Source organism: Bacillus sp. FAU20, from assembly GCF_056033865.1.
In genome coordinates this window covers 802,904-817,221 of sequence record NZ_JBVYHY010000021.1, presented here as the reverse complement: position 1 = coordinate 817,221, position 14,318 = coordinate 802,904, and the positions used below count along the sequence as shown (strand labels likewise).

General features: G+C 35.4%; 16 protein-coding genes. 10 read left to right on the top strand and 6 right to left on the bottom strand.

The window, feature by feature from the left end:
* Positions 1-3: 3 nt before the first annotated feature.
* The 5 genes from AC0OM3_RS18025 to phaQ form a co-directional block, all read right to left on the bottom strand.
* Positions 4-1,323, bottom strand: a complete 1,320-nt coding sequence (locus AC0OM3_RS18025; RefSeq protein WP_000822325.1) for a TrkH family potassium uptake protein — start codon at positions 1,321-1,323, stop codon at positions 4-6.
* A gap of 114 nt (positions 1,324-1,437) precedes the next feature.
* Positions 1,438-1,623, bottom strand: a complete 186-nt coding sequence (locus AC0OM3_RS18020; protein ID WP_000241212.1) for an alpha/beta-type small acid-soluble spore protein — start codon at positions 1,621-1,623, stop codon at positions 1,438-1,440.
* Positions 1,624-1,770: 147 nt separating this feature from the next.
* On the bottom strand, positions 1,771-2,214 hold the full coding sequence (locus tag AC0OM3_RS18015) for a MaoC family dehydratase (protein ID WP_001067916.1): 444 nt from the start codon (positions 2,212-2,214) through the stop codon (positions 1,771-1,773).
* A 101-nt stretch (positions 2,215-2,315) separates the two neighbouring features.
* Positions 2,316-2,840, bottom strand: a complete 525-nt coding sequence (gene phaP, locus AC0OM3_RS18010; RefSeq protein WP_000448594.1) for a polyhydroxyalkanoic acid inclusion protein PhaP — start codon at positions 2,838-2,840, stop codon at positions 2,316-2,318.
* Positions 2,841-2,882: 42 nt separating this feature from the next.
* Positions 2,883-3,335: a poly-beta-hydroxybutyrate-responsive repressor gene (gene phaQ / locus AC0OM3_RS18005; protein ID WP_000939955.1), complete on the bottom strand. Its 453-nt coding sequence runs from the start codon at positions 3,333-3,335 to the stop codon at positions 2,883-2,885.
* 197 nt (positions 3,336-3,532) lie between these two features.
* Here phaQ and phaR point away from each other — a divergent pair, with 197 nt between their 5' ends.
* The 5 genes from phaR to AC0OM3_RS17980 all read left to right on the top strand — a co-directional run bounded on the left by phaR (position 3,533) and on the right by AC0OM3_RS17980 (position 8,740).
* Complete coding sequence (phaR, locus tag AC0OM3_RS18000; RefSeq protein WP_000566944.1) at positions 3,533-4,015, top strand: polyhydroxyalkanoic acid synthase subunit PhaR; 483 nt, start codon at positions 3,533-3,535, stop codon at positions 4,013-4,015.
* Between the two features lie 150 nt (positions 4,016-4,165).
* Positions 4,166-4,909 carry an acetoacetyl-CoA reductase gene (locus AC0OM3_RS17995; RefSeq protein WP_000250407.1) on the top strand — a complete coding sequence of 248 codons (744 nt, stop codon included), beginning with the start codon at positions 4,166-4,168 and terminating at the stop codon, positions 4,907-4,909.
* An 83-nt stretch (positions 4,910-4,992) separates the two neighbouring features.
* The gene (gene phaC, locus AC0OM3_RS17990) at positions 4,993-6,078 is read left to right on the top strand and encodes a class III poly(R)-hydroxyalkanoic acid synthase subunit PhaC (protein WP_000206336.1); all 1,086 of its coding nucleotides are present in this window, start codon (positions 4,993-4,995) and stop codon (positions 6,076-6,078) included.
* 95 nt (positions 6,079-6,173) lie between these two features.
* Positions 6,174-7,367 carry an NAD(P)/FAD-dependent oxidoreductase gene (locus AC0OM3_RS17985; RefSeq protein WP_000772561.1) on the top strand — a complete coding sequence of 398 codons (1,194 nt, stop codon included), beginning with the start codon at positions 6,174-6,176 and terminating at the stop codon, positions 7,365-7,367.
* Between the two features lie 23 nt (positions 7,368-7,390).
* Entirely contained in the window at positions 7,391-8,740 is a 1,350-nt protein-coding gene (locus AC0OM3_RS17980) for a TrkH family potassium uptake protein (RefSeq protein WP_001204713.1), read from the top strand.
* Between the two features lie 38 nt (positions 8,741-8,778).
* Here AC0OM3_RS17980 and AC0OM3_RS17975 read toward each other — a convergent pair whose 3' ends face one another.
* Entirely contained in the window at positions 8,779-9,114 is a 336-nt protein-coding gene (locus tag AC0OM3_RS17975; protein ID WP_000743724.1) for a DUF3905 domain-containing protein, read from the bottom strand.
* 163 nt (positions 9,115-9,277) lie between these two features.
* On the opposite strand from AC0OM3_RS17975, the gene AC0OM3_RS17970 reads away from it, so the two are divergent.
* From AC0OM3_RS17970 to phnX, 5 genes are all read left to right on the top strand, one after another.
* Positions 9,278-9,409: a hypothetical protein gene (locus AC0OM3_RS17970; protein WP_474212610.1), complete on the top strand. Its 132-nt coding sequence runs from the start codon at positions 9,278-9,280 to the stop codon at positions 9,407-9,409.
* Positions 9,410-9,643: 234 nt separating this feature from the next.
* Positions 9,644-10,720, top strand: coding sequence for a putative 2-aminoethylphosphonate ABC transporter substrate-binding protein (locus AC0OM3_RS17965; RefSeq protein ID WP_474212551.1), 1,077 nt, complete (start codon positions 9,644-9,646; stop codon positions 10,718-10,720).
* A 20-nt stretch (positions 10,721-10,740) separates the two neighbouring features.
* On the top strand, positions 10,741-11,742 hold the full coding sequence (locus AC0OM3_RS17960; protein WP_074593923.1) for a putative 2-aminoethylphosphonate ABC transporter ATP-binding protein: 1,002 nt from the start codon (positions 10,741-10,743) through the stop codon (positions 11,740-11,742).
* Entirely contained in the window at positions 11,743-13,500 is a 1,758-nt protein-coding gene (locus AC0OM3_RS17955) for a putative 2-aminoethylphosphonate ABC transporter permease subunit (RefSeq protein WP_163050915.1), read from the top strand. It begins immediately after the preceding gene.
* 21 nt (positions 13,501-13,521) lie between these two features.
* A complete protein-coding gene (phnX, locus tag AC0OM3_RS17950) occupies positions 13,522-14,316 on the top strand; it encodes a phosphonoacetaldehyde hydrolase (RefSeq protein WP_000687400.1) in 795 nt (264 codons plus the stop codon).
* Positions 14,317-14,318: the final 2 nt, after the last annotated feature.

Sequence of the window (14,318 nt, the reverse complement as noted above, 5' to 3'; positions counted from 1 at the left end):
TTGTCAACCTGTTAAAATATCTTCATTCGGATATTTTATTTTCGGGTTCTTTTTACGAGCAAATGAAAAAGCCAATGTTAAAGGACCCATTTTCCCAAAAAACATCATAAAGATAATAATAGCTTTTCCGATTATAGTTAAGTGGGGTGTTAAATTCATACTGAGGCCAACAGTCCCAAATGCTGAAAATACTTCGAAAGCACTCATCAATAGAGGAACTCGCTCAGTAATACTTAAAATTAAAATAGCAAAAAAGATAAATGAAATGGAAATAATAGTAATGGTTAATGATTTGACAATGAGAGTATCTTTAATGGATTTTTTAAATACGACAATATCCTCTTGTTGTTGTAAAAATTTAAATACGCCAAAAAATATGATTAAAAATGTTGTTAACTTAATCCCACCACCAGTTGAAGCGCTACCAGCACCAATAAACATAAGGAGCATCATTAATAGGAGGGAAGGTTTTGATAATGTAGAAATATCAACTGTATTAAACCCGGCAGTTCGCGTTGAAATTGCTTGAAAATAAGAGGCCAATCCTTCTTCAAATGGGGTAAAACCTCTCATAGAAAGGGAGTTATGGAACTCGAATATAAAAATAAAAAGGGTAGCAATAATGTTGACGATTAGAGTAGAAGAGAGCATAAGTTTTGAATGTAGTGTAAGGTTTTTAAAGTTTTTCTTTCTTTTTATGTCTACGATTACTGTAAAACCAATTCCACCTAAAATGATGAGAGAGGAAATGACGAGATTGACAAGAATACTATGAGAATGGGACATTAAATTATCGCTCCACACAGAAAAGCCAGCATTGTTAAAGGCTGAGATTGAATGGAAAAAACTATAATAGATCCCTTTCGTAACCCCGTATTTGGGTACCCATTCAAAAGAAAGAATTATAGTAGCGATACATTCGACTGTAAAAGAGAATAAAAATAATGCTTTGGCAAGACGGATGACGCCGCCGATATTCGTTTGATTTAATGCTTGTTGCAGTAAAATCCGATTTTGAAGACCGATTTTTCTTCCGAGCATAATCGCAATTAAGACAGCAAAGCTCATAATGCCCAGTCCGCCTACTTGTATAAGTGTTAAAATGACACATTGGCCAAATAAGGTAAATACCTTCCCAGTGTCTACCACACCAAGCCCTGTAACCGTACAAGCAGAAACGGTTGTAAATAAAGCATCTAGCCATGAGATAGACGTTGTTGTAGCAATTGGCAACTTTAATAAGCATGTACCGATAAGTGATAACATAATAAAAGCCAATGTAAGAACACGGGGAGGACTCATGCGAATATTAATCCGTTTCATGTTACATATCGTTCCTTTCAGTTTGCTTTTACTAGTATGTGAAAAAGTACGATTATGTATGTTAAAAATAGAAAGAGGCAGAGAATATCTGCCTCTAAGCCATATGTTATATTATTATCCACGTAGTTGTTGTTGAGCTAAAGCAACAAGACGTTTTGTTACTTCACCGCCAACTGAACCGTTAGAACGAGATGCTGTATTAGATCCTAAGCTTACACCAAATTCTTGTGCAATTTCATATTTAAATTGTTCAAGCGCTTGTTCTGCACCTGGAACTAATAATTTGTTTGTTTTTACCATGTTGATACACATCCTTATGAGTAGTCCAGTTCAGCTAAGTTCTTATCTAAACTGGTAACGTTATTTTATGTGGAAACGACGTACTCATACGCGGAAGTAATCGGTGCGATTAGAAGTTCTTGGATAGAAAAAAGAGTAGCAAATTTGCTACTCTTTTTTTAGTATTGTCGCTGTTCCTTCCACGACAATATCATCTGATTGATTATATATGTTTGTTTGCAACGTAATGATTTTTTTATCGTCACGCTTCTTGATAACCTCTGCCACAACGCGAAGTGTATCACCGATTTTGACAGGGGCACGGAATGAAACATTTTGGGATAAATAAATCGTATTTTTGCCTGGGAGTTTCGTTCCAAGGATGGTAGAAATAAAACTCGAGACGAGCATTCCGTGAGCAATACGTTCTTTAAACATTGTCGTTTTTGCAAAAGAATCTAAAATGTGAATAGGATTCACATCTCCAGTCAATTTTGCAAAATTGATAACATCTTCATCTGTAATTGTTTTTGTAAGGGATGCTTGATCACCGACTTGAATCTCATCATAGCGAAGCTCCGGAACAGTTTGTGCTTCTTGAAATGGATTCATTTTGTCCTCCTTCTTTTCCATATCGAAAAATGTTAGCCACCTTGATGTAGTAGGAGGAAGAAAGAGTTTTGTTTGTGCTGCGGTTAGCTCCCACATTTTTCTTACTTGATGGAAGTAAATAGATTTTTTGAGTTTTCCTCGAACTTTTTTGCGAGTTCCAACTGTTTTGACTTGAACTCTTCCAAAAAACCCTCTAACTGTTTTTGAGCCTCTTCACGTTGTAATTGTTGTTGCTCAATAAATTGTTTTGTTGTTTCTTCAAATTGACCGCTTGTTTGTGTAAGAATTGACAAAGAAGTTTTTGTAGGAGAAACGGTAAGCTGATGCATATGAGCAGAAAGTTCCTTCCACTTGTCTTGCCATTCGTTAATTTGATCATTTAAGGAGTTTCCAGTTAATTGTTTCACGTAATCTGTATATTGATTATTGAACTGAGCAGTGAGTTGTTGCAGTTCTTTTTCTAGTTCATCTACTCCTGATGTTAATTTATGCAAAGCGTCTTGTTGTTGTTTTAATGTTTCTAAAGTAAGTTGCTCTAACTGTTTTCCAGCTGAAGAGAAAAGGGAAAGTGATTGAGACCAGTTTTTCCAAAATGCATCGACTAATTCGTATGGTTTAGTTTCCATTGTTTGACCCCCAAATGTTTTTTTGCATATTGTGAACGCAGATTACTCTGCTGTACCACCAGGTGAAGATGAAGAATCCTTTTCATCCTTTTCTGGAGAAGTAGAAAATGGAAAGAATGCATTGGTGTATAACGTGAAAAACGTTCGCAACATATTTTGATAATGTTCAAAAGAAGTCGCACATGTTGTTAAATATTGCTCTCCATATTCAGTTAGAGAATAAATTCTTTTTGCCGGCCCTCCATCGCTTGTATCCCAAGTAGAAGAAATAAGGTTTTCTTTTTCTAATTTGCGTAGTGTTCTATAAACATTACCTTGGTCAACAGAAGAAAAGCCGATATCCATTAGCATTTGAATAAGTTTGTAACCATGAAGACTCCAGTCTTTTAGACAGAGAAGTAAGAAGGGAACTAAGAAGTTTTTTGGCATGGAGTTTGGTTGTTTCGCTTGGTTGCTCTCCAAACTTTCGCGTTGTTCTGGTTCATTTTGTAGCATGATTGTGCATCACCTCATGAATCAGTTAGATGGAATTTTTTGCTTATAAGTGCAATTTACACCTATCTGTTTTTAAAGTCAACACATTTGTTAGAAAATAGAAAAAATAAAATATAGACTTGAAGTTTTATTCAGAATATTAGAAAATAGTGAATAGGTTGAATTGTTTCAAAAACGAAAAAGGGAGTGTAGGTAAAGTGATTGATCAAAAATTCGATCCACTACAAGCATGGAAAAATGCTTATGAACAAACCGAAACATTTTGGGGAAAAGCGCTCAATGAAACAATTAAAACAGAAGAATATTCTGCTTGGATGGGCAGCGTTCTAGATTTGAATTTGTTTTATCAAAAAGCATTAAATGATACGACAAAAAACTATTTAGAACAAGTAAATGTGCCGACGAAAGAAGATATCGCAAGAGTGGCTACGCTTGTTATTAACTTAGAAAATAAAGTAGATAACATTGAGGAGTTTCTAGAAGAGAAAGTAGATTCTTTAGGACAAGCTCCTACATTAAAGCGTGATGTGACGAAAGTAAAACAAGATATTCGTACGCTTGAAACAAAAGTAGATCAAATTGTAGAATTGCTAGAAAAGCAAAATGCAGTACTAGCTAAACTACAAGTACCTGTAAAAGAAGAGGTAAAGCCTGCGAATAAACCAGAAAATAAAAAATGATAAAAACGCTTGTTTATAACAGGTAAAAGAGAGAGGGAGAATCTCTTTTCACGTATAAACAGCGAAACATAATTATATATGGACTCTATAGTATGAGTACCAAAATGATTCATAACAATCGTTCACAAATTCATTTAAGGGGGAAAAGAAATGGTTCAATTAAATGGAAAAGTAGCAATCGTAACAGGTGGAGCAAAAGGAATTGGAAAAGCAATTACAGTAGCATTAGCACAAGAGGGAGCGAAAGTAGTTATTAACTATAATAGCAGTAAAGAAGCAGCTGAAAATTTAGTAAATGAATTAGGAAAAGACGGGCATGACGTTTATGCAGTGCAAGCGGATGTTTCTAAAGTAGAAGATGCAAACCGACTTGTAGAAGAAGCTGTGAATCATTTTGGTAAAGTTGATATTCTTGTTAATAATGCTGGTATTACAAGAGATCGTACATTCAAAAAGTTAAATCGTGAAGATTGGGAGCGCGTAATTGACGTGAATTTAAGCAGCGTATTTAATACGACAAGCGCGGTTCTTCCATACATAACGGAAGCGGAAGAAGGAAGAATTATTAGCATTTCTTCTATTATTGGTCAAGCAGGTGGATTTGGCCAAACAAACTACTCAGCAGCAAAAGCGGGTATGTTAGGATTTACAAAATCATTAGCGTTAGAACTTGCAAAAACAAATGTCACTGTAAACGCTATTTGCCCAGGATTTATTGATACTGAAATGGTAGCAGAAGTACCAGAAGAAGTACGTCAAAAAATTGTTGCAAAAATCCCGAAAAAACGTTTTGGTCAAGCTGATGAAATTGCAAAAGGTGTAGTATACCTATGCCGTGATGGTGCGTATATCACAGGTCAACAATTAAACATTAACGGCGGATTATATATGTAATGAAGTAAGAAAAAAGTGCATATCCATAGCAGGAATGCACTTCTTTTTTTAAGAAGAAAATCGACCAAAAAGGAGATAAAAAAATGACTACATTCGCAACAGAATGGGAAAAGCAATTAGAGCTATACCCAGAAGAGTACCGAAAAGCGTACCGCCGAGTGAAAAGGGCGAGTGAAATTTTATTACGTGAACCAGAGCCGCAAGTAGGATTAACGCCGAAAGAGGTTATTTGGACGAAGAATAAGACGAAGCTTTATCGCTACATTCCAAAACAAGAAAAAACACAAAGAGTTCCAATTCTATTAATATATGCTCTTATTAATAAACCATATATTATGGATTTAACTCCTGGAAATAGTTTAGTGGAATATCTAGTGGATCGTGGTTTTGATGTGTATATGCTTGATTGGGGCACATTTGGTTTAGAAGATAGTCATTTGAAATTTGATGATTTCGTGTTTGATTATATTGCAAAAGCAGTAAAAAAAGTAATGCGAACTGCAAAATCGGACGAGATTTCTTTACTTGGTTATTGCATGGGTGGAACGCTAACTTCTATTTATGCAGCACTTCATCCGCACATGCCAATTCGTAATTTGATTTTCATGACAAGTCCTTTTGATTTCTCTGAAACAGGATTGTATGGTCCTTTATTAGATGAGAAATATTTCAATTTAGATAAAGCCGTTGATACATTTGGAAATATTCCGCCAGAAATGATTGATTTCGGAAACAAAATGTTAAAGCCAATTACGAACTTTGTTGGTCCATATGTTGCTTTAGTAGATCGTTCAGAGAATGAGCGCTTCGTCGAAAGCTGGAGATTGGTTCAAAAGTGGGTTGGTGATGGTATTCCGTTCCCAGGTGAATCATACAGACAGTGGATTCGTGATTTTTATCAAAATAATAAATTGGTTAAGGGTGAACTCGTTATTCGCGGACAAAAGGTAGACCTTGCAAATATTAAGGCGAATGTCTTAAATATTTCCGGGAAACGTGATCATATCGCTTTGCCATGTCAAGTAGAAGCATTACTAGATCATATTTCTAGCACAGATAAACAATATGTATGTTTACCAACAGGGCATATGTCTATCGTTTACGGTGGAACAGCTGTAAAACAAACATATCCGACGATTGGAAATTGGCTTGAAGAGCGTTCTAATTAAAAATAAAAAAATCCAACTAGCCTATGTTAGTTGGATTTTTTTATGAAAAATAACAAAACATAGAAAGGAGAAATTTATATTTTAGGAGTATAATTATGAAACTTATGACGGGTAAGTTGTTTTGGAATACAGGAGTTTCTGTACCTTGTTATCCACTGTTAGAAAATGATATGATATGTGATGTGCTCGTAGTCGGAAGTGGCGAAGCCGGTGCTCATATAGCGTATTCTTTAGCGAAAATCGGTATGAGTGTAATGCTTATTGAAAAAAGAGAAATAGCATGTGGTAGTACATTTGCAAATGTAGGTTTATTACAGTTTCTTCATGATAAATCGTTAACCTCACTTATCCATACATTTGGTGAAGAAAAAGGGGTACGAGCATATAAACTGTGTTACGAAGCGTTACGAACAATGGAGAAAGTGGTACCTACTCTCGATATTGATCCCTATTTTATGCCAAGAAGTAGTTTATATTATGCAAGTAAAAGTGAGGATGTCTCATTTTTACAAGAGGAGTACAATACGTTACAGAATTATGGATTTCCTGTTGAGTATTTTACAGAATCTGATATTAAGGAACGTTATCCTTTTATAAAACAAGCGGCATTGTATACACACGGTGATGCTGAGGTGAATCCGTATTTACTAGCGCATAGTCTTTTGCATAAAGCAAACCAAATGGGAGCTAATATATATGAACATACAGAGGCAATACATATAAAAAAACGGCAAAATGATTTAATTTGTTACACGAAAACAGGAAATCAAATTGTAGCAAAGAATATTATTATGGCGACGGGCTATGAAGCGCTTTTTGGAAAGAAAGAAAAAAATACAACAGTAGAGGCATCTTATGCAGTTGTGACAAATGAAATAGATCAGTTTGATGGCTGGCATGAGCGATCGTTAATTTGGGAAACAGCACGTCCCTACTTATATTTTCGGACGTTTCAAAACCGCATTATGGTAGGCGGATTAGATGAAGCGATGCAAATTCAACCGATTGGTGATACGAAACTATTGCGTAAGCGTGATATCCTTATTAACATTGTAAGAGAGATGTTCCCACAGTATAAGAATATACAAGCAGAGTATTATTGGGCAGCAGCATTTGGTAGTAGTCATGATGGTCTACCTATTTTAAAAGAAGATAAGAAGATACATAATTTATTTTACGCATTATTGCACGGAGGTAATGGAACTGTGTATGGAATGGTATTTGCCAAATTATTTGAGCAGTTATTTACAAATAAAGAAAGTAAAGATTTTTCTTTATTTAATCGATAGAAAAAAGGTAGCGAAGTGATGGAATGAGAGATATAAAAAAGTTTTTACAAAAATTACGTCCTGTACAACTCATCGTTTTGTTTTATTTATTAGCGGTAGTTGTATCGGTGATATTGCTTAGTTTACCGTTTGTTACGAAGCCTGGTGTGAAATGGACATTTATAGATTCGCTTTTTACATCGGTTAGTGCGGTAAGTGTTACGGGACTGTCTGTTATTACGATTTCAGATACGTTTACTACAGCAGGAATTATTGTTTTAGCCCTTATTCTACAATTAGGCGGCTTAGGAATTATGGCGCTTGGTACATTTGTTTGGATCATTACGGGAAAAAAGATTGGTTTGCAAAGAAGAAGATTAATTATGGCAGATCATAATCAAGGAAATTTATCGGGTCTTGTAGAATTGATGCGTTCTATTTTAATTGTAATTATTTCGATAGAACTTATTGGAGCAATCCTATTAGGTACAAGATTTTTACTTTACTTTCCGACTTGGCAAGAAGCTTATTTTCACGGTTTCTTTGCAGCTGTTAGTGCGACTACGAACGGCGGATTTGATTTAACAGGACAATCATTAATTCCATATAAAAAAGATTATATTGTTCAAATGATTCATATGTTACTAATTATTTTAGGCGCGATTGGTTTCCCTGTGCTAATGGAAGTAAAGCAATTTCTTAGTAAAAGGCGACAACAATTATTTCGTTTTTCATTATTTACAAAATTGACGACAACAACATTTTTTGCACTTGTTGTTGTTGGTACAATTATGATTTTTTTACTGGAGAGAAATCATTTTTTAGTAGGAAAGTCATGGCATGAAACTGTATTTTATACATTATTCCAATCTGTGACGACGCGAAGTGGTGGACTTGCTACGATGGATATACGTGAATTGTCACAACCGACGCTTTTATTTATGAGTATATTAATGTTTATAGGGGCATCTCCAAGTTCGGTTGGGGGCGGAATACGTACAACAACATTTGCTGTTAGTATATTATCGCTATACACTTTTGCGAGAGGCGGGAGAACGGTTAGAGTCTTCAAACGTCAGCTACATGAAGAAGATGTGCTGAAAGCATCTGTCGTTATGACAATGGGTATTTTATTATGTGCTACAGCATTGTTTATTTTATCTATTACGGAAGATGTACCGCTTATGAGTCTAATTGTTGAAGTCTGTTCTGCTTTCGGAACGACAGGACTATCGACGGGTATTACGCCAGATTTAACAACTGTTGGTAAAATTGTACTCATTGTGCTTATGTTTATCGGTCGCGTTGGTATTTTAACATTTATACTAGCTAGTGGCGGAAGAGAACAGCCACCTCGCTATAAATATCCGAAAGAGCGGATTATTATTGGATAGTATGAAACCATTCTACCTATGTTAGGTAGAATGGTTTTTTAGTCGTTAATGCCAAATTGCGGATGCATAAAAGCATCCTTTTTATTATCTACTTCTTTTTTTAGCAACTCTTGATTTTCTTCTGAAATCCACCCAATATCATTTGTAGGATGGATCCATTCTTCTCCAGCCATAATGGCAGGATCTACTTCATCACTCCAATTGTTAAGCGGACTGTTCTCGGAATTATATTTACTGTCTCCAATTACAACATCATATTGATTCAAAAAAGGTTGTTGCATCGTTTTTCCTGTTCCTTTAAAAGATGGAAAATTCATTTGATGCGGGAGCGTTTCATCTAAAATGGGTGACTGAATTTTATCTTGCTTCTTCAAAATACGAGCTCCTTTTTATAATGATTTCTTCATATGTAGTATTTCCATCTAACGCCTCTTATGTACTTGTTAACACTTGCCAGTAATAATTATTTCAGCTTGCTTCAAACTAGAGTAGAAAGTGATTTCTTGAGAGCAGGTGAATGTATTGGTAAAAAGAAAAGTGAAACAAAATGCGGCAATTAACAATAATAAAACTCCGAAAGAAAGCTTACCAGATGCAGAATTTGCATTAGAGTATGAAGGAGAAAATAGCGCGAAGTATGCAAATCGTAATTCAAAAAAAGGGAAATAAAAATGAGGCGTTTTTTACAAACGCCTCATTTTTTTGTGGGATTATAAAGGAATTTTTAATTATTTGTAAATTTAGTGTTTTCTATCAGCAGAAAAATGCGAAAAAACATAGAAGTAGCAACGTATTACACAAAAACAAACAACAAACAAAAGATTAATGTTGGTTTAATACTGCTTTTACACTAGTTGTTTATATTTGAGTTGTACATAAGATTTGTAAAAGGAGAGAGAAACAGTGAAAAAAACAATCTTTAAAGCTGTAGCGACTGGAATGGTATTTTCGTTATTAATGGGGTGTGGTGCAAAGAAGGAAGAAAGTGCTGGAGCGAAAGTGAAAGATGACAAATTATCTGGATCATTAACTGTTTACACAGCGATTGAAGAAGAGCTTGTACCAATTTATCTTGATTCCTTTAAAAAGAAATATCCTGATGTGAAATTGAACATTGTACGTGATTCAACAGGAGTTATTACTGCGAAATTGTTAGCTGAAGGAAAAAATACACAAGCAGATGTTGTATGGGGAACTGCAGCATCAAGTCTATTAGCTTTAGATAAAAAAGATATGTTAAAAGGGTACTCTCCAAAAGGAGCGGACCGCGTTCTTTCGCAATTTAAAGATGACAAACAACCTGAAAAATGGGTAGGAAATACTGCATTTATGACGGGGGTTGTTATAAATAAAGAAGAATTAAAGAAGAAAAATTTACCGATGCCAGAATCATACGAAGACTTAACGAAACCAGAATATAAAGGAACGCTTGTTATGCCACATCCGGCTTCTTCTGGAACAGGATTTTTAACAGTTTCTGCATGGCTACAAATTATGGGTGAAGATAAAGGCTGGGATTACATGAAGAAACTTCATGATAATATAGCAACTTATACGCATTCAGGCTCAAAACCAGCGAAATTAGCAGGTGCAGGTGAATATCCAGTTGGCGTATCGATGGTTTATAGTGCTTTAAAGGAGAAACAAAAAGGTGCACCAGTTGAAGTTGTATTGCCGAAAGAAGGATTAGGTTGGGAAGTAGAAGCGAACGCACTTATTAAAAAAGATAATGCAAAAAATGAAAAATTAGCGCAAGCATTTTTAGATTGGGCAATTACTGATGATGTAATGAAGTTATACTTCGAGAAAAATGGATTTGCAACAATTAAAAATGATTATAAACTTCCAGATGGATTCCCGAAAGATGTGACGGAAAAATTATATAAAAAGAATGACTTTAAGTGGGCAGCAGAAAATCGCGACAAAATTTTAGAAAAATGGGAAAAAGAGTTTGGCCAAAAAGCAGAACCGAAAAAGTAAGTGAGTGGGAGAGAGAAAAAATGAGCGAATATTTATCAATTCAACACATTCAAAAACAGTTTGATGCATTTACAGCGTTAAAGGATATTTCTTTTACTGTGAAAAAAAATGAGTTTGTATGTTTATTAGGCCCAAGTGGCTGTGGGAAAACAACATTGCTTCGAATTTTAGCAGGGCTAGAAGAGGCGACAACAGGTAGTATAGCTGTGAATGGAAAAGATATTACAGCATTACCTCCTGGAAAGAGGAATTTCGGAATGGTGTTTCAATCATATGCATTATTTCCGAATTTAACAGCACTTGAAAACATTGAATACGGCTTAAAGACAAAAAAGTATGGAAAAGCAGAAGTAAAAGAGAAGGCGCTATCGGCGTTAGAACTAGTTGATTTACTGAATGTAAAAGATAAATATCCTGCTCAAATGTCTGGTGGACAACAGCAGCGAGTAGCACTTGGACGTGCGCTCGCTCTGTCTCCGGATATTTTGTTACTCGATGAGCCGTTATCTGCTTTAGATGCAAAAGTGCGAGAAAAGTTGCGTAGAGAAATGCGTGATTTGCAAGAAAAAGTAGGAGTAACAACTATTATGGTCACGCATGATCAAGAAGAGGCATTAACGATGGCTGATAAAATTGTTGTAATGAATCATGCGGAAATTATGCAGATTGGAACACCAGAGGAGATTTATCAAAGACCAGCCAATCCGTTTGTGGCAGATTTTATTGGTTCTATTAATTTCTTTTCGAAAAATAATGAAGAACATGCAATTCGTCCTGAACATGTAACAATTGTACAAAAGGACGGTATTAAAACAGTTGTGGAAAGTATGGAATTTCGCGGATCTGTATATCGGACGGAAGTGCGAGTCTTACAAGAAAACACACACCTTTATAATGAGAAAATTGTAGTGGATATATTAGCGTCAGAAGTAGAAGCAACGGCTATTAGAAAAGGAAAGCCGATTCAAATCTCTTTCTCAGAAAATCATATGTTGTCATATGGAAAGAAGGTCATTGTATAGATGGAGATGTTAGAAAACTATAAGGTAGAAAGTACGAAAAAAAAGATTAAGAGAAGTATAGGGAAAGAGGAATGGATCCAAAGGTTCGTAATTATCGGTATGATTCTTTCTTTCCTTATCATACTTGTATTACCGCTATTACAACTATTTACACAAGCTTTTTATAATAAAGATGGAGTTTTCATTGGTTTAGCGAATTTCAGTAAATATTTCACAACACCAACTTTAGTTCAGTCTTTACAAAATACAGTATGGATTTCGGGCGCAACAACAATTATTTCAGTTGCAATCGCATTCGTTTACGCATATGCAATTGCCCGTACGAATGTTTTTGGAAAGCGTGTATTTCAGTATGTAGCGTTATTACCATTGTTCGCACCAACGATGATGCACGGTATAGCACTTACATATTTATTTGGTAATCAAGGGCTAGTAACGAAAGGAATGTTTGGTTTATTTGAAGGTATACAAATCCCTTTATATGGCCCAGTAGGAATTGTAATAGCTGAAGTTATGTATACATTTCCGCAAGCCTTTCTTATATTGCTAATTGCCTTCCAAGGATCTGATTATCGTTTATATGAAGCTTCTAATATGTTAGGGGCGAGTAAAACAAAGCAATTTTTCACGGTTACTTTACCTAGTGTAAAGTACGGATTAATTAGTGCAATGTTTGTTGTGTTTACACTTAGTTTTACTGATTTTGGGGCACCAAAAATTGTTGGTGGTCAATATAATGTGCTTGCTACTGACGTATATAAGCAAGTAATTGGACAGCAAAATATGCCGATGGGTGCAACTGTCGGAATGATTTTATTAATCCCAGCTATATTCGCATTTGTAGTTGATCGTATTACGCAAAGAAAGCAGGCAAATTTCTTATCTTCAAAAGCAGTACCATACAGAATAATAGCTAATAAGAAAAGAGATGTCATCTCATTCATATATTGTAGTGTGATTACACTTATGATCATTCTATTATTTGTTGCAGTTGGTATTGCTGCAAGTGTGAAAGTATGGCCATATAATATGAGTTTTACATTTGAGCATTTTAATTTTTCGAGTTTAACAGGAGATGGACTTGAAGCATTTAAAAATAGCGTAATTGTTTCAGCAGTTACAGCAGTTATTGGGGCGATTTTCACATTTGTATTCGCATATGCAATTGAGAAAATAGACCAGCTACAATTTTTCAGAAAAACAGGTTACTTTTTCTCTATCGTTCCTTTAGCGATACCAGGTTTAGTACTCGGATTAGGATATGTCTTTTTCTTTAGTCAACCAACGATTCAAATTCTGGGACTATCAGTAACGAATCCGTTTCATTCTTTATACGGAACAATTGCTGTGTTAGTACTAGTAAATATCATTCATTTTTATTCTGTAACATTTGTCACGGCAACGACTGCCTTAAAGAAATTAGACCGAGAGTTTGAGCTTGTTTCGCAGTCGATGGGTATTCCGTTTTATAAAACATTCTTCCGAGTAACAGTACCAATGTGTTTACCAGCAATTTTAGAAATGGTAATGTACTACTTCGTAAATTCAATGGTAACTGTATCGGCAGTTGTATTCCTATATGCAGCTGATTTTAAACTAGCTGCCGTATCAATCGTAAATATGGATGATGCAGGAAATGTAGCGCCAGCAGCTGCAATGAGTGTACTTATTGTTGTTACAAATATTGTAGTGAGAGTTGTATATGAACGGGGAACGAAAGCACTTCGTAACCGAACTTCACAATGGCAAAAAAGATAAGTAAGAAAGGTGATGGACAGAATGAAAATTGAAGCAGTTATTTTTGATTGGGCAGGTACGACGGTTGATTACGGATGTTTTGCACCACTAGAAGTATTCATGAAGATTTTTCAAAAACGCGGCGTTGAAATTACAGCAGAAGAAGCACGTAAGCCAATGGGATTATTAAAAATAGATCATGTAAGGGCACTAACAGAAATGCCTCGTATTGCTGATGAGTGGAAGCGTGTCTTCGGTCAATTACCAACAGAAGCAGACATTCATGAGATGTATGAAGAGTTTGAAGAAATTCTCTTTTCTATTTTACCAAGTTATGCTACGCCGATTGATGGGGTAAAAGAAGTAATCGCTTCTTTACGTGAGAGAGGCATTAAAATCGGTTCAACAACGGGCTATACGAGAGAAATGATGGAAATTGTAGCAAAGGAAGCAGCGTTACAAGGATATAAACCTGATTTTCTTGTTACGCCAGATGATGTTCCAGCAGGCCGTCCATATCCATGGATGTGCTATAAAAATGCAATGGAACTTGGTGTGTATCCGATGAACCATATGATAAAAGTAGGGGACACAGTATCAGATATGAAAGAAGGTAGAAATGCTGGAATGTGGACAGTTGGTGTAATTCTTGGAAGTAGTGAGCTCGGTTTAACGGAAGAGGAAGTGGAGAGTATGGATTCGGTAGAGCTTCGTGAAAAAATTGAAATAGTTCGTAATCGGTTTGTTGAAAATGGGGCTCATTTTACGATTGAAACGATGCAGGAGCTCGAAAACGTAATGGAACATATCGAGAAACAAGAACTTATTATTTCATAAAA